The 25,947-nt window shown below is 73.0% G+C and carries 18 protein-coding genes; 5 read left to right on the top strand and 13 right to left on the bottom strand.

Annotated elements, in window-relative coordinates:
• Both PAI11_RS27290 and PAI11_RS13665 read left to right on the top strand, forming a co-directional pair.
• On the top strand, nucleotides 1-2,193 hold a 2,193-nt coding region (locus PAI11_RS27290), incomplete at its 5' end, for a hypothetical protein (RefSeq protein WP_040600259.1).
• Between the two features lie 206 nt (nucleotides 2,194-2,399).
• Complete coding sequence (locus PAI11_RS13665) at nucleotides 2,400-6,644, top strand: hypothetical protein (RefSeq protein ID WP_040600258.1); 4,245 nt, start codon at nucleotides 2,400-2,402, stop codon at nucleotides 6,642-6,644.
• Between the two features lie 75 nt (nucleotides 6,645-6,719).
• On the opposite strand, the gene PAI11_RS13660 is transcribed toward PAI11_RS13665, so the two are convergent.
• Nucleotides 6,720-7,667, bottom strand: a complete 948-nt coding sequence (locus PAI11_RS13660) for a VOC family protein (protein WP_007575718.1) — start codon at nucleotides 7,665-7,667, stop codon at nucleotides 6,720-6,722.
• Between the two features lie 166 nt (nucleotides 7,668-7,833).
• Entirely contained in the window at nucleotides 7,834-9,627 is a 1,794-nt protein-coding gene (locus PAI11_RS13655; protein WP_007575716.1) for an acetyl-CoA carboxylase biotin carboxylase subunit, read from the bottom strand.
• 168 nt (nucleotides 9,628-9,795) lie between these two features.
• On the opposite strand from PAI11_RS13655, the gene PAI11_RS13650 reads away from it, so the two are divergent.
• On the top strand, nucleotides 9,796-12,057 hold the full coding sequence (locus PAI11_RS13650; RefSeq protein ID WP_007575714.1) for a putative bifunctional diguanylate cyclase/phosphodiesterase: 2,262 nt from the start codon (nucleotides 9,796-9,798) through the stop codon (nucleotides 12,055-12,057).
• Nucleotides 12,058-12,061: 4 nt separating this feature from the next.
• On the opposite strand, the gene PAI11_RS13645 is transcribed toward PAI11_RS13650, so the two are convergent.
• The 8 genes from PAI11_RS13645 to PAI11_RS13610 all read right to left on the bottom strand — a co-directional run bounded on the left by PAI11_RS13645 (nucleotide 12,062) and on the right by PAI11_RS13610 (nucleotide 21,584).
• Nucleotides 12,062-13,417 (bottom strand): sulfate adenylyltransferase subunit 1, encoded by a 1,356-nt coding sequence (locus PAI11_RS13645; RefSeq protein WP_007575711.1) that lies wholly within the window; start codon nucleotides 13,415-13,417, stop codon nucleotides 12,062-12,064.
• Nucleotides 13,417-14,358 carry a sulfate adenylyltransferase subunit CysD gene (cysD, locus tag PAI11_RS13640; RefSeq protein ID WP_007575709.1) on the bottom strand — a complete coding sequence of 314 codons (942 nt, stop codon included), beginning with the start codon at nucleotides 14,356-14,358 and terminating at the stop codon, nucleotides 13,417-13,419. The genes PAI11_RS13645 and cysD overlap by 1 nt, the downstream gene beginning before the upstream one ends.
• Nucleotides 14,355-15,242 carry a sulfite exporter TauE/SafE family protein gene (locus PAI11_RS13635; RefSeq protein WP_007575707.1) on the bottom strand — a complete coding sequence of 296 codons (888 nt, stop codon included), beginning with the start codon at nucleotides 15,240-15,242 and terminating at the stop codon, nucleotides 14,355-14,357. The genes cysD and PAI11_RS13635 overlap by 4 nt, the downstream gene beginning before the upstream one ends.
• Before the next feature lie 30 nt (nucleotides 15,243-15,272).
• Entirely contained in the window at nucleotides 15,273-15,974 is a 702-nt protein-coding gene (locus tag PAI11_RS13630) for a phosphoadenylyl-sulfate reductase (protein WP_007575705.1), read from the bottom strand.
• 198 nt (nucleotides 15,975-16,172) lie between these two features.
• Nucleotides 16,173-17,924 (bottom strand): NADPH-dependent assimilatory sulfite reductase hemoprotein subunit, encoded by a 1,752-nt coding sequence (locus PAI11_RS13625; protein ID WP_007575703.1) that lies wholly within the window; start codon nucleotides 17,922-17,924, stop codon nucleotides 16,173-16,175.
• A gap of 41 nt (nucleotides 17,925-17,965) precedes the next feature.
• Nucleotides 17,966-19,825 carry an assimilatory sulfite reductase (NADPH) flavoprotein subunit gene (locus tag PAI11_RS13620; RefSeq protein WP_007575701.1) on the bottom strand — a complete coding sequence of 620 codons (1,860 nt, stop codon included), beginning with the start codon at nucleotides 19,823-19,825 and terminating at the stop codon, nucleotides 17,966-17,968.
• Nucleotides 19,826-20,055: 230 nt separating this feature from the next.
• Nucleotides 20,056-20,721 carry an adenylyl-sulfate kinase gene (gene cysC, locus PAI11_RS13615; protein ID WP_007575699.1) on the bottom strand — a complete coding sequence of 222 codons (666 nt, stop codon included), beginning with the start codon at nucleotides 20,719-20,721 and terminating at the stop codon, nucleotides 20,056-20,058.
• Nucleotides 20,718-21,584 carry a Stf0 family sulfotransferase gene (locus PAI11_RS13610; RefSeq protein WP_040600257.1) on the bottom strand — a complete coding sequence of 289 codons (867 nt, stop codon included), beginning with the start codon at nucleotides 21,582-21,584 and terminating at the stop codon, nucleotides 20,718-20,720. The genes cysC and PAI11_RS13610 overlap by 4 nt, the downstream gene beginning before the upstream one ends.
• Before the next feature lie 22 nt (nucleotides 21,585-21,606).
• On the opposite strand from PAI11_RS13610, the gene PAI11_RS13605 reads away from it, so the two are divergent.
• The gene (locus tag PAI11_RS13605; RefSeq protein ID WP_040600256.1) at nucleotides 21,607-22,935 is read left to right on the top strand and encodes a sulfatase family protein; all 1,329 of its coding nucleotides are present in this window, start codon (nucleotides 21,607-21,609) and stop codon (nucleotides 22,933-22,935) included.
• Nucleotides 22,935-23,816, top strand: a complete 882-nt coding sequence (locus PAI11_RS13600; protein WP_007575693.1) for a PHP domain-containing protein — start codon at nucleotides 22,935-22,937, stop codon at nucleotides 23,814-23,816. Before PAI11_RS13605 ends, PAI11_RS13600 begins: the two co-directional genes overlap by 1 nt.
• A 32-nt stretch (nucleotides 23,817-23,848) precedes the next feature.
• Here PAI11_RS13600 and PAI11_RS13595 read toward each other — a convergent pair whose 3' ends face one another.
• The 3 genes from PAI11_RS13595 to PAI11_RS13585 are packed head-to-tail and all read right to left on the bottom strand — an operon-like array spanning nucleotide 23,849 to nucleotide 25,927.
• Entirely contained in the window at nucleotides 23,849-24,799 is a 951-nt protein-coding gene (locus PAI11_RS13595; RefSeq protein ID WP_007575690.1) for a formylglycine-generating enzyme family protein, read from the bottom strand.
• A gap of 23 nt (nucleotides 24,800-24,822) precedes the next feature.
• On the bottom strand, nucleotides 24,823-25,701 hold the full coding sequence (locus PAI11_RS24455) for an FkbM family methyltransferase (RefSeq protein WP_007575689.1): 879 nt from the start codon (nucleotides 25,699-25,701) through the stop codon (nucleotides 24,823-24,825).
• Nucleotides 25,702-25,720: 19 nt separating this feature from the next.
• Complete coding sequence (locus PAI11_RS13585) at nucleotides 25,721-25,927, bottom strand: DUF8022 family protein (RefSeq protein ID WP_007575687.1); 207 nt, start codon at nucleotides 25,925-25,927, stop codon at nucleotides 25,721-25,723.
• Between the last annotated feature and the right edge of the window lie 20 nt (nucleotides 25,928-25,947).

Below are 25,947 nucleotides of genomic sequence, written 5' to 3'. Positions count from 1 at the left end.
GGCCCCGACGGCGGGCTGAAGCCCGACGAGACCGGCGCCGACATCGTCGACACGCCGGCGAGCTTCGTCGCCCACGCCCGCATCAAGGGCCTGCGCCAGGCGCACGTGGACATCGTCAAGGGCCCGGTGCGGCAGGATGACGGCACGATCAAGCAGGAGCTGCAGCGGCTCGACGCGCAGCTGCGAATCGCGACCCAGCCGATCGCGGTCCGGTACACCGCGGACCCGCGGTGCGCCGACCAGGACCCGGCGACGCGTCCGACCGACGGGCTCTGCTTCGACGGCGACCTGTCCCCCGTCCCGGACGACGTCCACGTGACGTTCGACCGACCGACCGGCGCGATCACCTACGACGCCAGCGCCCCGATCGCGAGCCTCGGAGCGCGCGTCGACTCGGCGACGGCGCTGTTCGGCGACGCCAAGAAGCTCGACGCGCGAATCGACCGGCTGCCGCAGCGGGTGACGGTCGGATTCCGGCCGGCCGAGGGCTACGACGACGGCGTCGACGTGACGACCGACCAGCGGGTCGGGCGGATCAAGGCCAAGATCACCGACGGCACGACCGAGGCGCCGGAACTCGTCGACGGCCAGGCCAAGGTCGCGTTGCGCAAGCTCCCGGGCCAGTTCGCGATCGCCGCGCAGCTGTACGAGATCGCCGGCGGCACGATCGGGCTGGTCGGCTACGCCCCCGATCCGGCGAAGCCGGAGGAGAAGTCGACGCGGATCGCCGCCGAGCTGCACCTCGGCCCGCTCCCCGATGGCTCGCGCCAGGACATCGACCTCGACGTCCGGACCGACAACCCCAACGACGCCGTTCCCGAGCCGATGGCGATGACCGGCCGGATCGAGGACATCCCCGACGACATGACGCTCGGCCTCGACGCGCAGAAGCTGCGGTACACCGCTTCGACGAGGATCCCGAAGGTCACGGTCGACGCGCGGAACCTGCCCCAGGGCAAGGCCGGCGACGACCTGAAGGGCAAGCCGCAGAATGTCAAGGCGACGATCACGGACATCCCGACCGAGCTGGACGTCGACCTGCAGAACCTGGTCGTCACGCCGAAGGAGGGCGAGGCGCTGGGCCTGGTCGACTTCGAGCTCTGGGACGTCGGCAGCCCGCGGGCCGCGCTGCCGGTCGACAACCGCAACAAGCTGCAGTTCGACAAGCGCAGCGGCAACCTGCACATCCAGGGCCGGCTGTTGCCGGGCCTGCGGTTCGCCCGGCTGACCCTGCCGAGCGGCACCGGCGCGGAGACCGGCAAGCTGAAGGTCAAGACGCAGTTCGCCGCGAACCCGGAGCCGCTCGACCTGGTGATGTGGAGCGGGATGGGTGGTGAGGACCGCTCGCGGATCGAGTTGACCGCGAGCGAGCTGAAGACCGAGCAGGAGTTCGAGTTCATCGACCGCAACGGCCTGCGGGTCGACTGGCGCAGCAACGAGGTCGGCACCGACCTGCACCTCGGAGTCTCCGCCAAGGAGGTGGGGACGGACGTCGACATCGAGGACCTGCCGACGCAGGCCTTCGTCTGCGTGGTCGGCAACGACGACTGCTTCGACCGCTACGTGCTGGGGCGGTTCCCCGTCAACGGCAAGCTCGTCGAGGTGCCGGTCGGCACGTCGATCCGGACCGTCGCCAGCGGCCCGGTGGTGGTCAGCGGGTGGATCTGCCTGACTCCGACCACGACCCACGGAACGCCGAGCGGGGCGGTCTACGACTCCTGCATCAACCGGACCGCGTCCAACCGCGTCGAGCTCGATCGGCTCGAGGTCCAGAGCATGACGTTCGGGGTCCACACCGGCGAGACGGTCGACCGCAACTCGAGCGGCAACGGCCCCGAGGAGGACAACCTCCTGCTGCTGCACCTGCGCACCGACGGCACCGGACTGCGGGCGCGGAACATCAACATCCGCAACACGGTCGCGGAGAAGCTCAACATCATCCGCGCCGGCTACACCGGAAAGCACCCGAACTACGTCCGCGAGGGTCAGCCGCTGTTCGCGATCCCGCGGGCGCCGGGCCTGCCCGCGCAGTTCACGATGCTGGCCGACCTGGACCTCCCGCCGAACAAGGAGGACTCCAGCGGCACGCTCAACTGCGGCGCGGCGCACCTCGTGACGACGGTCGAGCTGCCGCTGCTGGGGACGACCAACATCTTCCCCGCCGCAGGATGGCTGACGGGGGTCTGCGACTAGCGCCCCACCGCCCTGGCGCGGTCGACGGCCGGCTTCCCCGGGAGCCGGCCGTCGACCGTCCCCCGCAGCGGACGCGCTCGCCGGCCAGCGCCTCGAGCAGTGCCGGCGGGCCGCAAACCTCGGGGTACGCCTTGGGGAGCCTCACCGTTCCGCGCCTCCCCGCCGCCGGCTAGCCTGCGCCGCGGTCAAGCGAACAGGGGGACCTCATGCCAGGCAGGAAATGGACCGCGGCCACGGCCGCGGTGATCGCCGGCGCGCTCGCGCTGCCGGCGGGAGCGGAGGCGCGGCCACGGTCGCCGCTCGGGCTCACGGAGACGCTGACGGCGCTCACCCGGCTCGATCTGGGCGGGATCCTGACCGGCAGGAAGCAGCCGTTCGACGAGGTCAAGACCGTCACCTGCCCGCTGACGCAGGGTCTGGTCGACGCGCTGAAGCCCGTGCTCGGCGGCTCGATCGGCACGCTCGAGACGATCGGCTGCGGCGACAACGCGGTCGACTACCAGTTCGCCACCAAGCTCAAGACGCCGACCGGTGAGATCGTCCGCAAGCAGCTGGCGCTCGTCGCGGTGCCGACCAAGCTCAACGTCGATGCCGATCCCGAGCCCGACGTCGTCGGCACGATCAGCGTCATCAGCCTCGAGAAGTTCGAGATCCGGATCGAGCGGCTCCCCGGCGAGAAGTCCGAGCTGCCGCTGCAGATCGAGGCGCTGATCGACGATCCCCTCAACGGCGGCATCCCCCGCGACCACATCAACGTCGGCTACGACGCTCGCGGATCGCGCGCCCCGCAGCGCTGGACGGCGACCGCCGAGCTGCCCAAGACCGCCGCCGGCACCACCGACATCGACGTCCGCGTCACCCAGACCGGCGCCGGTCCCGAGCTGACCACGCTCGGCGGGCTCTACGACGGCACCGCCGACCACCGCACCTCCCCGATGGGCGCACGGCTGAAGTACGCGCCCGCGCCCTCGCTGTCGCGGATGGGCCTCAGCATCGGCCAGACGCGGACCGTCGTGCGCGCCGGCTCGGGCACCCCGACCACGCTCGAGGCCCAGGCAGAGCTGGTCGACGGCGCCACTCGCAAGGACATCGGCGTCACGGTCGGGCCGCTGCCCGAGTCGCTGCAGGTCGCCTTCGACGACCTGGGCCCGGACAAGCGCAAGATCGACTACCGGGCCAGCGCACCGGTCAAGGACGTCGCGGCCACCTACGTCGACAGCACGGGCGGCAAGGTCGCCACCAAGGTCGTGGCCAGAGCCCGCGACCTGCCGACCGGGATGACCGTCGAGCAGACCAGCGCCAGGAGCGGCACGTTCGCCGCCACCGGCGGCACCCTCGGATCGATCGAGGCCGGCTTCGCCAACGGCGACCCGCAGCTGCTGACCGAGGACCACCCCTACGTCAACGTCCGGACCGGCGGCGCGGTGGAGTCGTTCGCCGGCCGCATCGACGACCTGCGCAGCGCCAGCTTCGACGCCGCCGACGGGATCGTCGCCGACCTGCAGCTCGGCACCGGGCCGCGCAAGCCGCTGCACGCCGTGGTCGACACGCCCGACCTCGACGTCGACGCGACGGTCTCCGACCTGCCGCGCCACGTCGGCCTCCGGTTCGCGCCCGCGACCGGCACCATCGACTACGACGCGTTCGGCGAGACGATCCAGAAGATCGCCGCCAAGGCCACGTCGCCGAAGCCGCTGGTCGGCCGCGCGACCCGCGTCGAGGGCCAGATCACCGGCCTGCCGCCGAAGGCCGACATCACCCTCACGCCCGGCGGCTCGGGGATCGACCTCGGCACGACGGCACCGGTCGGCCAGGTCGAGGCGCTGCTCTCCAGCGGCCCCGACGGCGGGCTGAAGCCGGGCGAGCTGGGCGCCGACATCGTCGACACCAAGGACCGCTTCGTCGCCCATGCCCGCGTCAAGGGCCTGCAGGCGGCGAAGGTCGCGATCGACAAGGACGCCCAGGGCGCGTTCAGCGGCTTCCGGGGCGACCTGCGGCTCGCCACGCAGCCGGTCGTCCTGCGCTACTCCGGCGACGACGACCTGCGCGCGAGCGCGACGATCGAGGACCTGCCGCGGCACATCCTCGTCGGCTTCGCCCCCACCACCGGCGCGATCTCCTACGACGCGTTCGGCGAGACGGTCCAGCGGATCGCGGTCGAGGCCAGCTCCAGCAAGCCGCTCATCGACCGCGCGAAGCGGGTCGAGGGCGAGATCCGCGGACTGCCGCCGAAGGCCGATATCACCGTCACCCCCGGCGGCTCCGGGATCGAGCTGCAGGCCGACGCCCCGATCGGCCAGGTCGAGGCGCTGCTCTCCAGCGGCCCCGACGGCGGGCTGCAACCCGACGAGACCGGCGCCGACATCGTCGACACGCCGGCGAGCTTCGTCGCCCACGCGCGCGTCAAGGGCCTGCGCGAGGCGCGGGTCGGGATCACCAAGGGCCCGGAGCAGCAGCCGGACGGCAGCACCAAGCCGGCGATGAAGAAGCTCGACGGCGGCCTGAAGCTGGCGGCCCAGCCGATCGTCGTCCGCTACGCGGGCGACGGGATCGCCGTCGACGCCGACCTCAGCACGATCCCCGACAGCGTCCACCTGGTCTTCGACAAGACGGCCGGCGCGCTGACCTACGACGGCAGCGCCCCGATCGGCAGCATCGGCGCGAAGGTCGACGCGACCACGCCGCTGTTCGGCGACGCCAAGCGGATCGACGCCCGGATCGACCGGCTGCCGAAGACGGTCACCATCGGGTTCAAGCCGGCCGACGGGTCCGACGGCATCGACGTGACCACCGACGACAAGGTCGGGATGGTCAAGGCGAAGGTGACGGACGGCACCACCCCGGCCCCCGACCTGGCCGACGGCCAGTCGAAGGTCGCGATGCGCAGGTTCCCGGGCCAGTTCGCGGTCGCGGCGCAGCTGTTCGAGGTCAAGGGCGGCAGGTTCGGCCTGACGACCTACGTGCCCGACGCGACCAAGCCGACCGAGACCGCGAAGCGGATCAGCGGCCAGCTGCACCTGGACCCGCTGCCGGACGGGTCGCGCCAGGACGTCGACCTCGACATCCAGGCCGACACGCCGGACGACGCCGTCGCCGCGCCGCTGACGATGACCGGCCGGATCGAGGACATCCCCAACGACCTCGACCTGAAGCTCGACGCCGCGAAGCTCGACTACACCGCGTCGTCGACGATCCCGCGGCTCGACATCGATGCCCGCAACCTGCCGCAGGGCACGCCCGGCCAGGACCTGAAGGGCAAGCCGCAGAACGTCAAGGCGACCGTCCGCGACGTGCCCGCGCACTTCGTGGTCGACCTGAAGGACGTCGAGGTGACGCCCGACGCGCCGCTCGGCCGGATCGACTTCGAGATCTGGGACAGCGGCGACGCACGGCCCGCGCTGCCCGAGGACGGCCGCAACAAGGTCGACCTCGACAAGCGCGACGGCGTCCTGCACGTCCAGGGCCGCCTGCTGGCGGGGCTCACCCACGCCAAGCTGACCCTGCCCGCCGGCAGCGGCGGCCCGGGCGACAAGACGGCGGTCAAGACCGGCTTCGCGGCCGATCCCGCGCCGCTCGACGTCACGCTCCACGGCGGGACGTCGGACGAGCCCAGCGACGTCGAGCTGAACGCCAGCGAGCTGAAGACCTCGCAGGAGTTCGAGCTGCTCGACTGGACCGGCCTGCGGGTCGACTGGCGGGCCGCCCAGCCGGGCACCGACGTGCAGCTGAAGGTCGCCGGCAAGGACGTCGGGACCAACCTCGACATCCCCGATCTGCCGTCGAACGCCTCGATCTGCGTCGGTGGCGACCAGCAGTGCTCGACCGACGTGCGGCGCGGGTTCAAGGTCAACGGCAAGCAGGTGACCGTCCCGACCGACGCGTCGATCCAGACCGCCGCCAACGGGACGCTCCACATCGGCGGCTGGATCTGCCTGCCGCCGACGAACAAGGACGGCGACCGCAACGGCGACGTCTACGGCAGCTGCCTGGACCATTCCGCCCGCAACCGGGTCGAGCTGGACCAGGTCGAGCTGATGGACACGACGTTCGCCGTCTACTCCGGCGACACGGTCGAGCGCAACGACGACGGCGACGGGCCGGAGGAGGACGAGCTGCTGAAGGTCCACCTGCGGACCGACGCGTTCGGGGTGCTCGCCAGGAGCATCGTGATCCGCAACACGACCGCGGGCAAGCTCAACATCATCCGCGCCGGCTGGGGCAAGAACGGCGATGGCGTCTACGTCCGCCGCGGCCCGTCGCTGCGGACCAAGAGCCCCGGCGCGGTCTTCCGCTGGCTCGCCGACCTGAGCGGGATCCCGAACACGGAGTTCCGCGAGGGCCAGCTCAGCTGCGAGCAGGGCGACGTCGTCGCCACCGTCCAGCTGCCGGTGCTGGGAACCACCGACGTCCTGCCCGCGGCCGAGGCGGTGCTCGGGGACGTCTGCTACTGACCGGGGCGACAGGACAGCGCAAGGCCACCGGCCGGCACCCGCGAGGGGCCGGCCGGTGGTCGTCTCCGGGACGTCCTAGGCGGCCGTGCCGGCCAGGAAGGCCGGGTCCCACTCCTCGCGCGGGTCGGGGATCACCTGCAGGCCGGCCTCGACCTGGGCCCGCTGCGACTCCAGCCACGGCGGCAGGATGATCTTGCGGCCCCACTCGTCCTTCGGGTTGCGGGCCTCGAAGCCCGGCTCGTCGGTCGCCAGCTCGTAGAGCACGCCGCCCGGCTCGCGGAAGTAGATCGAGTGGAAGTAGTAGCGGTCGACCAGGCCCGAGGTGTGGAGCCCCGACTGCGCCACGTGCGGATCCCACGCCGTGTAGTCCGCCTCGCGGATGCCGAAGGCGACGTGGTGGACGGTGCCGGCGCCCTGCAGCCCGCGCTCGGCCGGCGCGGCGTCGAGGGTGACGATGCCGCCCCGCCGGTCGCTCCGCAGCTCGTAGCGCTCGGCGTCGAGCTCGGTCGCCCCGAGGACCCCGGTCAGGACCGCCGCCGAGCGCTCGGGCGCGCGGCTGTAGATCCGGACGCCGCCGAAGCCGCGCAGCGCGACCTCCTCGGGGATCTGCGGGTGGCGGGCGCGCAGCGGCGCGTCGCCGCTGTCGTCGACGACCAGCTCGAAGCCCAGGCCCTCGGGATCCTCGAACAGCAGCCGCTCGCCGTCGCGGCGGTTGGGCAGGCCGTGCCTCGTCAGCCGCGCGGCCCAGAAGTCGATCGCGGTGGCGTCGGCGACGCGGTAGACGATCCGGTGCACCTGGCCCGCCCCCGCGCGGCCCTTCGGGAGGCCGCGCATCTCGAACATCGTCAGGTCGGAGCCCGGCTCGGCGTCCTCGTCCGTGAAGAACAGGTGGTACATGTCCGGCGCGTCCTGGTTGACCGTCTTGGCCGCCAGGCGCAGACCGAGGACCCCGGTGGCGAACTCCGTCGCCGCCCGGCCGTCGGCCGTCATGGTGGAGATGTGGTGGATGCCGTCGATCTGCATGGTGTCCCCGGTTCGATTCGGAGGAGAAGTTGTTGCGTAGGCAACATTACTCCGATCAACGGGTTCGTCAAGGGACCGCCCGGAACGCAGGAACGGCGCCCGTCGGGACGCCGTTCGAACCTGCGTGGGCTGGCGGCCGTCGACCGCCGTCGAAGCTGCGCTGCCGCTACTCGGCCGCCTCGGCGCTCTTGATCGTCGCGATCAGGTCGCCGGTGTTGATGGGCTCGCCCTCCTTGGCGGCGAGCGTCGTGATCGTGCCGGCCTTGTGGGCGGTGATCTCGTTCTCCATCTTCATCGCCTCGATGATGCAGATCAGATCGCCCTCGGCGACCTCCTGCCCCTCCTTGGCGACGACCTTCCACATGTTGCCCTGGATCGGGGAGGGCAGGTCGTCGGCGCCACCGCCGGCGGACTTCTTGCGCTCGCTGCGCTTGGCCTTCTTGCCCGGCGCGGCGGCCGCGCTGCCGTTGGCCGAGGCGACCGGACCGAAGGCCGCGCCGTGGACCTTGACGTCGAACTTGCGGCCGGAGACCTCGACGACGTAGTCGTGGCTGACCGTCTCGTCGTCCTCGAGGTCGATCGGGACGACCGGCTCGGCGGGTGCGGTCGACTTCAGCCAGTCCTTGTCCTCGAGCAGCTCGGAGCAGGTCGAGGCCTTGGCCCAGTTGTCGGTCGCGAAGATCGCCTGGTGGAACGGGAGCAGGGTCGTGAGGCCCTCGATCTCGTACTCCGAGAGCGCGCGCAGCATCCGCTTCGTGGCCTGCTCGCGATCCTCGTCCCAGACGATCAGCTTGGCGACCATCGGGTCGTACTGGGGCGAGACGACGCCGCCGGCGCCGACGCCGGAGTCGACGCGGACGCCGGGGCCGGACGGCTCCAGGTAGCGGCCGATCGCGCCCGGGGTCGGGGCGAAGTTCATCGGCGCCGACTCGGCGTTGATCCGGGCCTCGATCGCGTGGCCGCGCAGGACCACGTCCTCCTGCGCGTAGTCCAGCGGCAGGCCGGCGGCGGCCTTGATGCCCTGCTTGACGATGTCGATGCCGGTGACCATCTCGGTCACGCAGTGCTCGACCTGCACGCGGGTGTTCATCTCGAGGAAGAAGTACTCCCCGTCCTGGAGCATCCCCTCGATCGTGCCCGCGCCGACGTAGTCGACGGCCTTGGCGGCGTTGATGCCGATCTCGCCGATCTTCTGGCGCAGCGCCTCGTCGACGACCCACGGCGGCGCCGGGGCCTCCTCGATCAGCTTCTGGTGGCGGCGCTGGATCGAGCAGTCGCGCTCGCCCAGGTGGATCACGTTGCCGTGGGTGTCGGCGATGATCTGGACCTCGACGTGGCGCGGGTTCGGCAGGTACCGCTCCAGGTAGACCGTGCCGTCGGAGAAGAACTTCTCGCCCTCGCGGCTGGCGCCCTCGTAGGCGTCCTTCAGCTTGTCCTCGGTCAGCGCGACCCGGAAGCCCTTGCCACCGCCGCCCGACGCCGCCTTGACCGCGACCGGGTAGCCGATCTCGTCCCTGGCGATCCGCAGCGCGTCCTCGTAGGTGTCGACCGAGTCGGTCGTCCCCGGCACGATCGGCACGCCGGCCTTCTGCATCAGCTCGCGGGCCTTGGTCTTCGAGCCCATCGCGTCGATCGCCGACGCGGGCGGACCGATGAAGACGATCCCCTCGTCCGCCAGCCGCTGCGCGAACGGCGCGTTCTCGGCCAGGAAGCCGTAGCCGGGGTGGACCGCCTCGGCGCCGGACTCCTTGACCACCTCGATGATCCGGTCGACGTTCAGGTAGCTGGCGGACGCCTCCGCCGGGCCCAGCAGGTACGCCTCATCGGCGCGCTGGACGTGCAGCGCATCGCGATCGAGCTCGGAGTAGACGGCGACCGTCTTGATCCCCAACTCCTCACAGGCGCGGATGACGCGGATGGCGATCTCGCCACGATTGGCGACCAGGATCTTCCCGAACATGAGCGCGGCAAGGCTATTCGATCCCCGTCCGTCGAGGCCGCGCGGACGGTGGGGTCCCCACCGGTCGGCGGGGGGCCGGCCGCTCGACGCGACGCCAGGACGGGGCATGCAGCCGCCTCGCGGACCCCGCCCGCTCGGGCAGATCGTCGAGTGCAGTAGAACTCCTGCATGGATGGCGGTGCCGCGCCACGGACCGCTCGCGAGGCCGAGTTGGTCGCGGCCTGGGCGATCCGCTTCTCCGAGGCGGGTCCCGGGGCCTTCGCCGACGCTGCCCGCGAGGCCGCCGCCGAGCTCGGGGCCGGGCTCGGCGTCGATCGCGTGATCCTCTACCTGGCGCTCGCCGAGGAGTCGCGCGCGGTGCTGGTCGAGTGGACCGCCGACGGGGTGGCGCCGCGGATGCCCGAGGGCCCGCGCGCGATCCGCGAGCGGCTGCCCTGGCGCGACGCCCGCTTCGAGGCCGGGGACTCGGTCGCGATCGACGACGTCTCCGCGCTGCCGGACGCGGCGGCGCGCGAGCGCGAGCTGCTGGAAGCGGCCGACGTCCGCTCCTGCGTGCTGGTGCCGCTCGGCCGGACCGCCGACGCGCCGGGCCCCGAGCGGCGGCTGTCGATCCACAGCGGGCTGGCCGTCGACGCGACCCGCGAGGTCCGCCACTGGGCGGCGGAGGAGCTGACCGTGCTGGAGGCCGCCGGGCGGATCGCGGCCGCGGCCTACTCGTACGCCCGCGCGCTCGAGGCGGCAACCGAGAGCCACCGCTGGCACCAGGCGCTCTTCCACCACGCACGCGACGCGATCTTTCTGGCCGACCCGGGCAGCGGGGTGATCGTCGACGTCAACGCCGCCGGCGAGGAGCTGATCGGCAGCAGCCGCGCCCAGATCGTCGGCCGGCCGTTCCTCGACCTCCACCCCGACGACGACCAGCCGGCGCGGGCGGCCGCGTTCACCAAGCGCGCGCGGGGACGGACCGGGGCCCCGACGTCGGGGACGGTCCTGCACCGCGACGGCCGCCGGATCCCGGTCGAGATCACGGCCGGGATCGTCGAGCACGACGGGCGGCGCGTCCTCCAGGGGCTGTTCCGCGACGTCAGCGAGCGGCACGAGACCGCCGCCTCGATGCACCGCCTGGCGTACCGCGACGCGGTCACCGGCCTCGGCAACCGGGCCGCGATGACGGAGCATCTCGAGGGCGCGCTGGCGGCGACCGGCGGGCAGGTCGCCGTGGTCTTCCTGGACCTGGACGCCTTCAAGCGGATCAACGACGCGCTCGGCCACCAGGCCGGCGACCGGCTGCTGAGCGAGATCGGCGAGCGCCTGCGCGCGACCCTCGGGGCCGCGGCGCCGCCCGACGGGCCGGCCGCGTTCCGCTACGGCGGCGACGACTTCGTCCTGGTCCTGCCGGGCGCCGACGAGCGCGCGGCCCGGCTGCTGCTGGGCGACATCGACGGGGCGCTGGCGCAGCCGGTGCCGCTCGACGACCACCGGGTCAGCGTCCGCACCAACACCGGGATCGCCGTCGCGCCGCGCGACGGCCAGACGGTCGACGACCTGGTTCGCGCGGCCGACCTGGCGATGCTGGCGGCCAAGGACCGGCGCTCCGGCAGCGAGGTCTTCTCGCCGCCGCTGGCCGACCGGGCGCGGGTCCGGATGGCGATCGAGGAACGGCTGCCGCGAGCGCTGGCCGACGGCCGGCTGCAGGTGGTCTACCAGCCGCTGGTGCACCTCGTGACCCGGACCGTGGTCGGGATCGAGACGCTCGCCCGCTGGGTCGACGACGACCTCGGACCGGTGGCGCCGTCGGACTTCGTGCCGGTGGCGGCCGCGACCGGGTCGATCTCGGAGCTGGGACGGGTGGTGCTCGACCAGACGCTGCGGCAGACCGCGACCTGGCGCGCCGCGGGCACGCTGGCGCCGGCGGCGGTCAACGTCAGCGCCGAGGAGCTGCGGTCGCTCGACTACGCGACGCTGGTGCTGCAGCGGCTGGAGCACCACGGCCTGCCGCCCGCGGCGCTCGAGCTCGAGATCTCGGAGGCGACGATGCTCGAGCACGACGCCGACGCGATCGACACCCTGCGGCGGCTGCAGGACGCGGGCGTGCGGCTGGCGCTCGACGACTTCGGCGCCCGCTTCTCCAGCCTCGCCCACCTGCGCAACGTCCGCCTGGACCACATCAAGCTCGACGGCGACCTGGTCGAGCGGGTGGCGGAGTCCGACACCGACCGCGCGATCGTCCGCGCCGTGGTCCAGGTCGCGACCGAGCTGCGGGCCAGCGTCACCGCCGAGGGGATCGAGCGCGAGACGACGATCACCGCACTGCTGGAGCTCGGCGTCGAGGTCGGCCAGGGCCACGCGCTGGCGCGCCCGGCCGATGCCGAGACGATCAGCGACCGTCTCGGCATCGAGCGGGCGGCGCGCGGGACCGACGACGACTAGCCGCTCAGCGGATCATGCCGCCGGCGACCGTGTCGTTCGTGCCCTCGTCGATCAGGATGAAGGCCCCGGTCTGGCGGTCGCGGTCGTAGGGATCGGCGATCAGCGGGCGCTTGACGCGCAGCCGGATGCGCCCGATCTCGTTCAGGCCCAGCTCGGCCGGGGCGTCGGCGTGGCGCTCCAGCGTGTGCAGGTCGACGTGATCCAGCAGCGCCTCGACGCGCGCGGCGGTGGTCGTCGTCGTGTGCTTGATCAGCAGCCGGGCGCCGGGACGCAGCGGCCGGTCGCTCATCCAGCAGACGTCGGCCTCGAGCTCGCGCAGGACCTGCGGCGGCGTGCCGCCCGTGGCCTCGTCCCCGATCCCGGCGATCACGTCGCCGCGGCTGACGTCGACGTCGTCGGCCAGGTGGACCGTCACCGACAGCGGCGGAGCGGCCTCGTCGAGGTCGCCGTCGAGCGTCTCGATCCGCGCGATCGTCGAGCGGGCGCCCGAGGGCAGGACCTGGACCGCGTCGCCGGGGCGGAGGACCCCGCCGGCGACCTGGCCGGCGTAGCCGCGGTAGTCGTGCAGGTCGTGGCTCGCCGCCGCGATGGCGTCCCCGCCGCCACTCCCGCCACCGGGCCGGATCACCCACTGGACCGGGAACCGCAGGTCGGTGAGGTTGCGGTCGCTGGCGACCTCGACGGTCTGCAGGTGCTCCAGCAGCGTCGGGTGCTCGCCGTCGGCGCGGTACCAGTCGGGCGAGGCGCCGCGATCGACGACGTTGGTCCCCTCCAGCGCGCTGATCGGGATCACGTGGATGTCGGGGATCCCGAGCTGCGCGGACATCCGCGTCGTCTCGGCCTCGATCTCGCGGAAGCGCTGCTCGTCCCAGTCGACGAGGTCCATCTTGTTGACGGCGAAGGTCACGTGCCGTAGCCCGAGCAGCGCCGAGATGAAGGTGTGCCGCCGGGTCTGCTCGACCACGCCGTTGCGGGCGTCGACGAGCACGATCGCCAGGTCGGCGGTCGAGGCGCCGGTGACCATGTTGCGCGTGTACTGCAGGTGGCCGGGGGTGTCGGCCAGGATGAAGCTGCGGTCGCCGGTCGTGAAGTAGCGGTAGGCGACGTCGATCGTGATCCCCTGCTCGCGCTCGGCGCGCAGGCCGTCGGTCAGCAGCGAGAGGTCGACGACGCCCTCGCCGTGACGGCGGACCGAGGCCGCCTCGACCTGGGCCAGCTGGTCGGCCAGGACCTGCTTGGTGTCGTAGAGCAGGCGCCCGATCAGCGTCGACTTGCCGTCGTCGACGGAGCCGGCGGTGGCGACGCGCAGCAGGTCGGCGGGGCGCTCGTCGCGGGTGACGTCGGCGTACAGGTCGGACACTAGAAGTACCCCTGGACCTTGCGGTCCTCCATCGCGGCCTCGGAGGCGCGGTCGTCGGCGCGGGTCTCGCCCCGCTCGGTCACCCGGGTCGCGGCGATCTCGGCGACCACGTGCTCGAGCGTGGTCGCGGTCGACTCGACCGCGCCGGTGATCGTCAGGTCGCCGACGGTCCGGTAGCGGACGCTGAGGCGCTCGGCAACCTCGCCCTCGCCCTCGCGCGGCTGCAGGAACTCGCTGATCGCGTAGAGCATCCCGTCGCGGCGGACGACGTCGCGCTCGTGGGCGAAGTAGATCGGCGGCAGCTCCAGCTGCTCCTCCGCGATGTACTGCCAGACGTCGAGCTCGGTCCAGTTCGAGATCGGGAACACGCGCACGTTCTCGCCCTGCCGCAGCCGGGTGTTGAACAGGTTCCACAGCTCGGGTCGCTGGTTCTTCGGGTCCCAGCCGCCGAAGTCGTCGCGGAAGCTCATGATCCGCTCCTTCGCCCGCGCCCGCTCCTCGTCGCGGCGGGCCCCGCCGAAGCAGGCGTCGAAGCGGTGCTCCTCGATGCAGTCCAGCAGCGTCTGCGTCTGCTGCTGGTTGCGGGAGCCCTTCAGCTGGTCGGTGTCGAAGCCGTCGGCGACCCGGCCGGCGTCGATCGTGTCCTGGACGTGGGCGACGATCAGCCGCTCGCCGAGCTCGGCGACCCGCCGGTCGCGGAACTCGATCACCTCGGGGAAGTTGTGCCCGGTGTCGACGTGGACCAGCGGGAACGGGAAGCGACCGGGGCGGAAGGCCTTCTCCGCCAGCCGCAGCAGCACGATCGAGTCCTTGCCGCCGGAGAACAGCAGCGCCGGGCGCTCGAACTCCGCGGCGACCTCGCGCATCACGTGGATCGCCTCGGCCTCGAGGGCGCGGATCTTGGAGAGCCCGCCGGTGGCGGATGCGGACGAGGTGCTCATGCGGGAACCGCCTCCAGGCGGGTGCGACGACGGTGGACGATCGCGGCGGTGCAGCCGGCGGCCATGGGGGCGCTGATGATGACCCACGGCGGGATCTCGGCGCCGGCCTTCGACAGCACGGCCAGCGCGCTGGCCAGCAGCACGCACGCCAGCGCCGGGCGCAGGCCCGCCGCCGGGACCCGCGGCAGCAGCCAGGTGCCGATCCAGACCCCGGGGATCGAGCCGAGCAGCAACGTCCCGGTCAGGACCAGGTCGACGTTGCCGGCGACGCCGTGGGCGAGGGCCGCGGTCCAGAGCAGGATCGCGGCGTGGAAGACGTCGGTGCCGACGACCCGGTGGGGCGTCAGCCGGAAGACGAGGATCAGGGCCAGCCCGATCAGCGCCCCGGAGCCGACCGAGGTCATGCCGAGGATCGCGCCCATCACGGCCCCGATCGTGACCGCCTGGACCTTGACCCGGCGCGACAGCGTCACGGTGTGCCGCTCGCGGTCGGCGGCGCCCGGCATGAACAGCACCCGGTAGAGGATCGCCGCGGCGACGATCGACAGCGCGACCGCGACGCCGACCAGCAGCACGTCGTCGAACCGCGCGCCGACCCAGCCCTGGAGCTGGTGGGTCAGCCAGACGCCGACCAGCGATCCCGGGACCGAGCCGAAGGCCAGCCACTTCGAGACGCCCAGGTCGACGGTCCCGATCTTCAGGTGGCGCCAGCCGCCGACGGTCTTGGTGATCGCGCCGTAGGCCAGGTCGGTGCCGATCGCCATCGCCGGCGGCACCCCGCCGCCGAGGATCAGCAGCGGCGTCATCAGCGACCCGCCGCCGATCCCGGTCAGGCCGACCAGGACCCCGACCAGCAGGCCGAAGCCGATGTACTGCGGCTCCACGTCAGCGCCCCGAACGCTCGCCGACGCGCACTAGGCGTCCTCTTGGTGCAGCCCGCACTCGACCTTGTCGCTGCCGGCCCAGCGGCCCTCGCGACCCTCGCCGGGGCGCGTGCACGGGACGCAGCCGATCGACGCGTAGCCCTGGTCGTGGAGCGGGTTGTAGGGCAGGTCGCGCTTGGCGATCTCGCGCCAGACGTCCTTGTCGCTCCAGTCGGCCAGCGGGTTGACCTTGACCAGGCCGAACTGGTCGTCCCACTCGACCTTGGCGGCGCCGGCGCGGGCCGGCGACTGGTCGCGGCGGATGCCGGTGACCCAGGCGTCGAGCGTCGAGAGGCCGCGGCGCAGCGGCTCGACCTTGCGGATCCCGCAGCACTGCGACGGGTTCGTCGCCCACAGCTTGTCGCCGTGGCGAGCGGCCTGCTCGGCCAGCGTCGGCCCCTGCCAGCGCTCGATCGTGGTCGAGTAGCGCTCCTCGACCTGCTTCCAGAGGTCGTAGGTCTGGTCGAACAGCAGGCCGGTGTCGAGCGCGAAGACCCGCGCGTCCGGACGAGCCTCGAAGACCAGGTCCAGCAGCACCGCCTCCTCCTTCTGGAACGAGCAGGCGAGCGCGATCCCCGGGTGGAACTCGTCCAGCGCCCAGGCCACGACCTCGGCGGCCGACGCGGCCTCGAGGTCGGGAAGCACGAGGTCGGCCGGGGCGGCGGTCGCCGGGTTGTCGGAGATGAGGCTCATGACGGCGTTCGGTCCGAGAGGGAGAGTGCCGCCGCGAGAGGGAGCCGCGACGGCGAACGGACCATCAAAAGTAGCAAAGCACTACCCGATTTCCGGGCATTCCAATGCGGCATCGTTTCATTCCTGACTGGAATTCACCGCAAGCGCGACGCGGCGCTTGCGGGCGCCCGACCCGGCGCGCCGTCGCGCCGCCGGGCGTCAGTCGTTGAAGAAGCGCCCCTCGGTGACCTCGGGGACGATCCCCGCGCGGATCGCGAAGTCGCCGAACCGCTCGCCGTCCTCGCGCTCCTGCGCGTAGCGGCCGAGCGCCTCGCCGAGGACCTCGAGGATCACGTCCTCGCCGACGTTCTCGCGCACCATCTTGTTCAGCCGCTGGCCGTGGAAGCCGGCGCCGAGGTACAGGTTGTACTTGCCCGGGGCGCGGCCGGTGAGGGCGATCTCGGCGATGTACGGCCGGGCGCAGCCGTTCGGGCAGCCGGTCATCCGGATCGTGATCGGCTCCTCCATCAGGCCGTTCTGCTCCAGCAGGCCCTCGATCTTGGTGATCAGGTCCGGCAGGTAGCGCTCGGCCTCGGCCATCGCCAGCCCGCAGGTCGGCATCGCCACGCATGCCATCGAGTTGAGCCGCAGCGCGCTGCGGCCCTTCGTCGGCGTGTTGTCGATGCCGTGCTCGGCCAGCAGCGCCTCGATCGCGGGGCGATCCTCCGGCTGGATGTCCGAGAGGATCACGCTCTGGTTCGGCGTCAGCCGGAAGACGCACGTGCCGGTCTGCGCGATCGCGCGCAGGCCGTCCATCAGCCGCCGGTCGCCGCGGTTGATCACGCGGCCGCTCTCGATGAAGAGCGTGAAGTGCTCCAGGCCGTCGTCGCCGGTGGTCCAGCCGAGCTGGTCGCCGTTGGACGTGAACGCGAACCGCTTGGCCGGCGCCAGCTCGAAGCCGAGGCGCCGCTCGATCTCGCCCTTGACGAAGTCGAGGCCCTTGTCGTCGATCGTGTACTTGAAGCGCGCGTGGGCGCGGGTGACGCGATCGCCGTAGTCGCGCTGGACGCCCATCACGGCGTCGAGCGTCGGGATCAGGTCCTTGGCCTCGATGTAGCCGATGACGTCGCCGAGGCGCGGGTAGGTCTCCGGGGCGCGGTCGGTGCGGCCCATGCCGCCGCCGATCACGACGTTGAAGCCCTTGAGCTTGCCGCGGCTGGCGATCGCGACGAAGCCGAGGTCCTGGCTGTAGATGTCGATGTCGTTGCTCGGCGGGACCGCGAAGCCGATCTTGAACTTCCGCGGCATGTACTGCTTGCCGTAGAAGGGCTCCTCGTCCTCGCCGCGCGGCTGCTTCGGCTTCTCGCCGAACCAGACCTCCTCGTAGGCGCTGGTCTTGTGGATCACGTGGTCGCTCGCGATCCGGGCCTGCTCGTAGACCTGCTTGTGGAGCTTGGAGAGCCCCGGGTGCACGCCGCTCATCACGGTCCGGGCGACGTCGCCGCAGGCGGCCTTCCCGTCGAGCCCGACGTCGCGCAGCCCGACCATCACCTCGCGCAGGGCGGTCCGCACCAGGTAGTGGAACTGGAAGGTCTGGCGCGTCGTCAGCCGGAACTGGTCGTTGCCGTGGGTGCGCCCGAGCTCGTCGATCTTCAGCCACTGCTCGGGCGTGCAGACGCCGCCGGGCATCCGACCGCGCAGCATGAAGGTGAAGAAGGGCTCCAGCTTCTGACGGCGCCGCTCGTCGCGGAGGTCGCGGTCGTCCTGCTGGTAGATCCCATGGAACTTCATGAGCTTGTTGTTGTTCTCGTCGACGGCGAGGGTGATCTCGTCGATGAGGTCGTCGGCGATCGTGCCGGCGAGGTAGTCGCTGCCGGCCTTCAGCCGCTCCTCGGGCGCGAGCTTCTCCAGCGGCTGCGAGAGGTCGCGGCTGCGGTCGACGTCGGGGGTGGTCGTCGTCTTCGGGGTCATGGCGGTCACCTCGGCCGGGCAGGGGGGCGGGCGGGCGGCATCTAGTAGACGTCGAGCAGGTAGCGGTGGTCGCGCTTCAGCGCGGAGAGGTACTCCTGGGCGCCCTCGTGGTCGACGCCGCCGTGCTCGGTGACGATCTCCGCCAGGGTGGCGTCGACGTCGGGAGCCATGTTGGTCGCGTCGCCGCAGACGTAGATCCGCGCGCCCTCCTCGAGCCACGCGTAGACGTCGCGGCCGGCTCGGCGGATCCGGTCCTGGACGTAGGCCTTGGGGCCGGCATCGCGCGAGAACGCCAGATCCAGGCGGCTCAGGACCCCGTCCTTCAGCAGCTGCTGCCACTCGACCTGGTAGAGGAAGTCGCTGCGGAAGTTGCGCTCGCCGAAGAACAGCCACGAGCGGCCCTCGGCGCCCCGCGCCTCGCGCTCCTGCATGAACGCGCGGTACGGCGCCACGCCGGTGCCGGCCCCGACCATGATGATCGGCACGTCGTCGCCCGGCAGGCGGAAGTGCTCGTTGGCCTGCACGTAGACCGGGACGACCGCGTCCTCGTCGCCGCCGAGGCGGGCGAGGTGGCCCGAGGCGACGCCCGTCCGGCCCAGGCCGTGCAGGTCGTATTGGACGGTGCTGACCGTCAGATGGGCCTCGTCCGGCGCCGCCGCCAGGCTCGAGGCGATCGAGTACAGCCGCGGCTGGAGCGGGCGCAGGCCGGCGACGAGCTGCTCGGCCTGGAGCCCCGGCACCGGGAACCGCTCGACGATGTCGAGCACGTGGTGCTCGTGGAAGTAGGCCGTGCGGGCCTTGGCGTCGCCGTCGCGGAGCGCCGCCAGCTCCTCGGCGCCGCTGAGCTCCGCCCACTGCCCGAGGAAGCGCGGGGTCGCCGCGGTGATCTCGAAGGTCGCGGTCAGGGCGTCGACGAGCGGGACCGGGCCCTGCTTCGTCGTCACCGGCGCGTCGGCCGGCAGCGACAGGCGGTCGAGCAGCCGCTCGACGAGCGCCGGGTCGTTGCCGGGCACGATGCCGAGCGCGTCGCCCGGCTCGTAGGTCAGGCCGGAGCCCTCCAGCGACAGCTCGACGTGGCGGGTCTCCTTGGTCGAACCGCGCCCGGTGAGGACGACGTTGTCGAGGATCGGCGCCGTGAACGGGTGCTTCTTGCCGTGCGCGACCTCGCTGCCGGACCCGGCCGCGCTGCCGTTCAGCGCCGGGCCGGTGCCGTTCGGCGCGGGCGCGCCGGCTCCCGCCGGCGCCTCGGTCGGCGCGAGCCGACCGGCGACGTCGGCGATCCAGGCCGCGGCGTCGTCCTCGTAGTCGACGTCGCACTCGACGCGGTCGGCCAGCCGCTCGGCCCCGAGCTCCTCGAGCCGCTCGTCGACCTGGCGGCCGGCGGAGCAGTAGTGCTCGTACGTCGAGTCGCCGAGCGCCAGGACCGCGAACCGGACCCCGGGCAGCTTGGGCGCCTTGCGGCCCCCGAGGAACTCGAAGAAGCCGATCGCGTTCGGGGGCGGGTCGCCCTCGCCGTGCGTCGCGGTGACGACGACCAGGTCCTGCTCATCCTTCAGCGCGCGCGGCTTGTAGTCGGCCATGTCGACGACCTTGGCCTCGATGCCGTGCGGGCGGACGGCATCGGCGAGCTGGCCGGCCAGCTCCTTGCTGTTGCCGGTGTCGGTGCCGAAGAGGACGGTCAGCAGCCGCGTCGACGGCGCGACCGGGGGCGCGACCGCGGTCGGCTGGGCGACGCCGGCGCCATCGCTCGCGATCGTGGCGGCGGACGCCGACGCTCCCTGCGCGGCGAGGCCGGCGAAGTAGCCGCTGACCCAGATCGCCTGGTCGCGGTCGAGCGCCGCCGCCAGACGCTGGACGTGCTCCTGCTGATCGGTCGTGAGGGTCGGAAGAGGGGAGGACACGTCGTCGAGAGCGAGGGTCGTGGCGGCCGTCAGGCGCGGAGCGGGATTCGCGGGCCAGCGGCCCGCGAGGCGGCGGCGCGAAGAGGGAAAAAGAGGATACGAGTTCCGGAGTTTACGGCCGGAACGGGGCTACGGCACCCGTATCGGCATTCCGATGCAGCATTTCCCTATTCCAATCAGGAATCGAAGACCGCGACGGCGTGCCCGCCGCGCCCGGGGCGGCGCCGCGATCAGGCCGTCGGCGCGGCCGCGCCGGGCCCGTCGAGCAGCTCCCGCAGGCGGGCGACGGCATCCGCGACCGACTGCTCGGCCGTCCGGATCCGCAGCTCGGGCTGCAGCGGCGGCTCGTACGGCGAGCCGTCCCCCGTCATGTCCGGCAGGCTGCCGGCCTGCGAGCGGGCGTAGAGGCCCTTCGGGTCGCGACGGACGCACTCCTGGAGCGGGGTGTCGACGTAGACCTCGACGAACGGCAGCTCGGCCGCGTCGTGCAGGGCCCGCACCCACCAGCGGTCGTCGCGGAACGGCGAGACCAGCGAGACGACCGCGACCGCTCCGGCGTCGGCGAAGAACCGCGCCACGTGGCCGACGCGACGGACGTTCTCGCTGCGGCCCTGACGGTCGAAGCCGAGGTCGCCGGAGAGCCCGTGGCGGACGTTGTCGCCGTCCAGCAGGTAGGCGACCCGGCCGTCGTCGACCAGCGCCCGCTCGAGCTCGGCGGCGATCGTCGACTTGCCGGAGGCGGGCAGGCCGGTGAGCCAGACCGTCGCCCCGCGCTGCCCGAGGATCCGCCAGCGCTCCTCGCGCGGGAGCTGCCCGTCGTGCCACTTGACGTGGGGGCTGCGGCGCTCGCCGCTGTGCTGCTCGGCGCTGCGCAGCGGATCGGCGTGGTCGCTCATCCGCCCGCGGCCTCCTCGGCCAGGAACCGCTCGCGCCAGGCGGCCGAGGTGCCGTTCGACTGCCGCTGCATCCGCGGCCGGTCGAAGCCCTCGGCGGGCGGGTCGTCGATCCCCAGCTCGCCCAGCAGCTCGCGGACGGTCGGCCCGAGCGCGGGGACCAGCTGCTCGTAGACGACCACGCGGACCGGGGCGATCCCGTGGTCGGCGAACCAGGCCGTCCAGGCCGCCTCGCCGGCGGCCAGCAGGTCGCGCAGGTGGGCGATCGCGCCGTGGTGGTAGACCGGCTCGGCCTCGGTCGGGGCGGCGTCGCGGAAGGCCGAGTCCGGCCCCGGGACGCGGGCGGGACGGGTGGAGCCCTCGTCCCGCCACTGCTGGGTCTGGATCGCCCGCCACAGCGACACCGCCTGGGCGACCTTGTCGCGCCGCCGGACCTGGACGAACCGCAGGTCGCGGCCGAACGCGGACCGCAGCGTCGCCAGGTCGTCGCCGTCGTCGCCGGTGATCGCCCGGATCCCGGCGAGGAAGTCGGGCAGGTAGCCCCACATCAGCTTGGTCGCGAAGACGCCGTTGGCGGTCGTGTCCTCGGCGAGGGCCCGGGTCAGCCGCTCGCGCGCGTCGTCGGCGTCGATCGGCGCGCCGGGTCGCCGCTCCGGCAGCAGCGCCAGCAGCTCGGGGTCGTCGACGCCGCGGAAGTAGTCGCGCGGCTGATGCGACAGGCCGCTGTCCCGGAGCCGCTGGAACGGCTCCTCCGGCCGGCCCGCGACCCCGCTGGCCCGTAGGGTCTCGCAGAGGAGCGTGCTCCCGCTCCGGGGCGTCGCCGCCACGACGTAGGCCCGCTCCGGTGAATTAGGAAGAACGCCCATCGGAATTCATAGTATTCGCTCAGTGCGCGCGCGTCATCCCAACATCGTCTACCTGCACTCGCACGACACCGGCCGCTACGTCCAACCGTACGGCCATCAGGTCCCCACGCCCGCGATCCAGGCGTTCGCCGAGCAGGGGCTGCTGTTCCGCAAGGCGTTCTCGGCTGCGCCGATCTGCTCGGCCAGCCGCGCGGCGCTGCTGACGGGGGAGTGGAGCCACACCGGCGGCATGATGGGCCTGGCCCATCGTGGCTGGAGCCTGCTGGACTACGAGCACCACCTGCTGCACACGCTCGCCGGGGCCGGCTACCGGACGGCGCTGGTCGGCGAGCAGCACCTCTCCGCCGATCCCCACGTGCTCGGCTACGACGATGTCCTGAGCGTGCCCGACACGACCCAGGAGCACGTCGCCCCGACCGCGGCCGGGTTCCTGCGCGAGCGGGCCGACGGCGAGCAGCCGTTCTTCCTCTCGGTCGGCTTCTTCGAGACCCACCGCGAGTTCCGGCCCGCCGAGCCGGGCGACGAGCGCTACGCCCTGCCGCCGGCGAACCTGCCCGACACGCCGCGGACGCGGGCCGACATGGCCGCCTTCAAGCAGAGCGCCCGGGCCCTCGACGATGGCGTCGCGACGGTGCTGGGGACGATCGACGAGCTGGGCATCGCCGACGACACGCTGGTGATCCTGACCACCGACCACGGACTGCCGTTCCCGGGCGCCAAGGCGACGCTGACCGACCGCGGGATCGGGGTGCTGCTGATCGTCCGCGGGCCGGGCGGCTTCGCGGACGGCCGGGTCAGCGACGCGCTGGTCTCCCACATCGACCTCTTCCCGACGATCTGCGACCTGCTCGGCATCGAGCCCCCGGAGTGGCTGCAGGGCCGGTCGCTGCTGCCGCTGGCGGCCGGGGCGGTCGACGAGGTCAACGACGCGGTCTTCGCCGAGATGACCTTCCACGCCGCCTACGAGCCGCAGCGGGCGGTCCGGACCTCGCGCTTCAAGTACATCCGCCGCTACGACGACGAGCACGTCGGACCGGTGCTGCCGAACGTCGACGACGGTCCGTCGAAGGACGTCCTGGTGGAAGCGGACTGGGTCGAGCGCGCGATCCCGCCCGAGCAGCTCTACGACCTGCACTTCGATCCCGCCGAGAGCGTCAACCGAGTCCCCGACCCGGCCTACGCCACGGTCCTGCGGGAGCTGCGCGACCGGCTCGACCGCTGGATGGAGGAGACCGACGACCCGCTCCGCCACGGCCACGTGCTGCCGCCGGACGGGGCGTCGATCAACGCCCGCCACCAGCGCTCCCCGCGCGAGCCGACGTTCCTCTTCGAGGGTGGGGCGGGGATCTGATGGGCGAGCGACCGACCTTCGACCTGCAGGCGCACTCGACGGCCAGCGACGGCGCGCTGTCCGCGGCCGAGGTGGTCCGCGCCGCCCATGCCGCCGGCGTCCGGCTGCTGTCGCTGACCGACCACGACTCGGTCGCGGGCGTCCAGGAGGCGCTCGAGACCGCGGCGGGCCTGGACGGGATCGAGGTCGTGCCGGGGATCGAGGTCTCGGCGATCGACGGCGACCGCTCCGACCTGCACGTCTGCGGCTACGGGATCGACCACCGGTCGCCACCGCTGCTGCGGGTGCTCGAGGAGTGGCGCGCCGACCGGGCCGGTCGCGGCGATCGGATGGTCGCGGCGCTGCGCGAGCTGGGCTGGGCGGTCGACGAGCGGCCGCTGGCGGAGCGGCGGGCGGCCGGTGGGACGATCGGGCGCCCGCACGTCGCGGCGGCGGCCTTCGACCATCCCGACAACGCGGCACGGGTGCGGAGCGAGGGCCTGGCGACCGCGACCGACCTGCTCGTCGCCTACCTGATCCCGGGAGCGCCGGCCTACCGCGAGCGGACGCGGCCAACCGTCGCCGAGGCGATCGAGGTGATCCACGCCGCCGGCGGGGTCGCGGTCTGGGCGCACCCGTACTGGGACATCGAGGACCCGGCGGGCGTGCGCGAGACGCTGGAGCGGTTCGCGGCCCTGGGCCTGGACGGGGTCGAGGCGTTCTACGTGACGTTCTCGGCCGAGCAGACCCGGATGCTGGTCGCCGAGGCCGAGCGGCTGGGGCTGCTGACGACCGGCTCGGCCGACTTCCACGGCCCGCGGCACCCCAGCTTCTCGCGCTTCCGGGCGTTCGACCTGCACGGCCTGACGCCGCGGCTGGGGCCGATCGCGGCGGGTGCCTGACGGGTGACGTCCGCCATCGCCCGATTCCGGTCTCAGGCGTCGGCCGCGCAGCGGAAGCCCTGGTGGCCGGTGGTGCTGGCGGGATCGGCGGCGGTGCGGGCGGCGACCCGGTAGCGCTCGCAGTAGGAGCGGTGGCAGAGGTGCGAGCCGCCCCGGATCGCGACCCACCCGTCCGGCGCCGGACGCAGGACGGCACCGGGGCGCGCCCACGGGTCGGCGGTCCACTCCCAGACGTTGCCGCTGACCTCGTGGAGGCCGAAGCCGTTGGCCGGGAAGGCGTCGACCGGGCAGGTCCCCCGGAAGCCGTCCTCGCCGCGGTCCTCGCCCGGGAACGCGCCCTGCCAGACGTTGCAGCGGTGCTCGCCGCCGGGCTCCAGCTCGTCGCCCCACGGGTAGCGGGCGCCGTCGAGCCCGCCGCGGGCGGCGTGCTCCCACTCGACCTCGGTCGGCAGCCGCAGGCCGGCCCAGGCGCAGAACGCCAGCGCGTCGTCGCGCGTGACGTGGACGACCGGATGGTCGAGCCGGCCGTCGATCGTCGATCCCGGGCCCTCCGGCGCGCGCCACGACGCGCCGTGGACCTGCCGCCACCACGGGGTCGCGGCGATCGCCCGGGTCGGCGGGAAGTCCTCCGGCAGGTGGCCGGCGAAGACGAACGACCAGCCCTCGCGCTCGGCCAGCGTGCGGTGGCCGGTCGCCGCGGCGAAGGCCGCGAAGCGCCGGTTGCTGACCGCGTGGGCGTCGATCCGGAACGGCGCGACCTCGACCGTCCGGACCGGTCCCTCGCCGTCGCCGGGGATCGCGCGATCGTCCTCGTTGCCGACCCGGACGCGACCGCCGGACAGCGCGATCAGGCGGGCGCCGGGGTCGCCCGGACCGCCGGCGCCGACCGGGCGCGACGGGCCGGCCGCGGCGACCGCACGCGGCGCCGCGTCCGCCGCGGGACGACGCGGCGCGCAGCAGGGCCTGTCGATCGGGCCGTCCACCGACCCGAGGCTACGCGACGGCGCTATGACGCCGGGACCAGCGCGGCCAGCTGGCCGCCGAGGCCGGCGATCGGCTGTGGCCGCTCCAGGTTCTCGACCCGATAGCCGTGGGCGGCCGCCCAGGCGCTGACCGGGTCGGCGGTGTCGTGGGTCTCGACCAGCAGCACCGGATGGTGCTCGGCGACGGTCCGCGCGAGCCCGTCGAGGACGCCCAGCTCGGCGCCCTCGACGTCGATCTTGATCACGTCCGGGGGCCGCAGGCCGGAGCCCGGCTCCAGCAGCGCGTCCAGCGGGATCGCGTCGACGGTCAGGCGGTCGCCGGGAGCGCGACCGGCGACGGTCGCGGCCAGGTGGGCCCAGGCGCCGTCGGAGGGCAGCACCAGCTCGACCTCGCCGGGCTCCCGCCAGGCCGCCAACTGCAGGACGTGGACGTCCTCGAGCCGGTTGAGCGCGACGATCTCGGCCACCGAGCGGGCATGGGCCGGGACCGGGTCGACCGCGACGACCTGCGTTCCCGGGCCGCCGATCCGGGCCCCGAGCAGGGCGAAGTAGCCGAGGTTGGCGCCGACGTCCCAGAACGCGCCGGCGGCCGGCAGGTGGCGGCGCAGCGCCTCGGCGAACGGCGGCTCGACCGAGCCGCGGACCAGCAGGCCGGCCTGGGCGTGGTCGACCGTCAGCAGGCCGGTCGGGAGGATCGAGCCGACGCCGGGCCCGGCCGCGACCTGGATCGGACCCGAGCGGACGATCGCCTCGGCCACGTCGAGCAGCGTCGGCCCGATGCCGGTCCGCGCCGTGCGCCAGCGCTGCATCCGCTCGCTCGGAACGCGCGTCGCCAACCGCAGCACGCGCGAGCGGACGAGGGTCCGCAGCGGTCGCACGCGCGGCGCCGGCGGCACCGCCACCTCGCGGGGGAGCGTCAACTCAGACGGCCCACGGATGGGCGTCGGGGGCGCGACGGACGCCCTCGAGGCGGGCGGCCCGGGTCCACGGGTCCAGCCGCGGCTCGCCGCCGACGGCGACCGCGGTGTCCCGCAGGAACTGCTCGACCGCCGCCACCAGCGCCGCGGCCTCCTCGGGCGACGCCGACGCCGGGACGTCGATGCGGACGGGATCCGGGTCGCCAGCCATGGTCGGGAAGGGTAGCGGCG

Origin of the sequence: Patulibacter medicamentivorans (assembly GCF_000240225.1) — a bacterium.
Taxonomy (GTDB): Bacteria; Actinomycetota; Thermoleophilia; order Solirubrobacterales; family Solirubrobacteraceae; genus Patulibacter; species Patulibacter medicamentivorans.
The sequence above is the reverse complement of the archived record's forward strand: the minus strand, read 5'-3'. Positions and strand labels throughout refer to the sequence as shown.

Bases quoted from the DNA above. Each gene is read 5' to 3' on its own strand.
- PAI11_RS13665 (WP_040600258.1), top strand. From the start codon at position 2,400: ATGCCAGGCAGGAAATGGACCGCGGCCACGGCCGCGGTGATCGCCGGC.
- PAI11_RS13660 (WP_007575718.1), bottom strand. From the start codon at position 7,667: ATGCAGATCGACGGCATCCACCACATCTCCACCATGACGGCCGACGGC.
- PAI11_RS13655 (WP_007575716.1), bottom strand. From the start codon at position 9,627: ATGTTCGGGAAGATCCTGGTCGCCAATCGTGGCGAGATCGCCATCCGC.
- PAI11_RS13650 (WP_007575714.1), top strand. From the start codon at position 9,796: ATGGATGGCGGTGCCGCGCCACGGACCGCTCGCGAGGCCGAGTTGGTC.
- cysD (WP_007575709.1), bottom strand. From the start codon at position 14,358: ATGAGCACCTCGTCCGCATCCGCCACCGGCGGGCTCTCCAAGATCCGC.
- PAI11_RS13630 (WP_007575705.1), bottom strand. From the start codon at position 15,974: ATGAGCCTCATCTCCGACAACCCGGCGACCGCCGCCCCGGCCGACCTC.
- PAI11_RS13625 (WP_007575703.1), bottom strand. From the start codon at position 17,924: ATGACCCCGAAGACGACGACCACCCCCGACGTCGACCGCAGCCGCGAC.
- cysC (WP_007575699.1), bottom strand. From the start codon at position 20,721: ATGAGCGACCACGCCGATCCGCTGCGCAGCGCCGAGCAGCACAGCGGC.
- PAI11_RS13610 (WP_040600257.1), bottom strand. From the start codon at position 21,584: ATGGGCGTTCTTCCTAATTCACCGGAGCGGGCCTACGTCGTGGCGGCG.
- PAI11_RS13600 (WP_007575693.1), top strand. From the start codon at position 22,935: ATGGGCGAGCGACCGACCTTCGACCTGCAGGCGCACTCGACGGCCAGC.
- PAI11_RS13585 (WP_007575687.1), bottom strand. From the start codon at position 25,927: ATGGCTGGCGACCCGGATCCCGTCCGCATCGACGTCCCGGCGTCGGCG.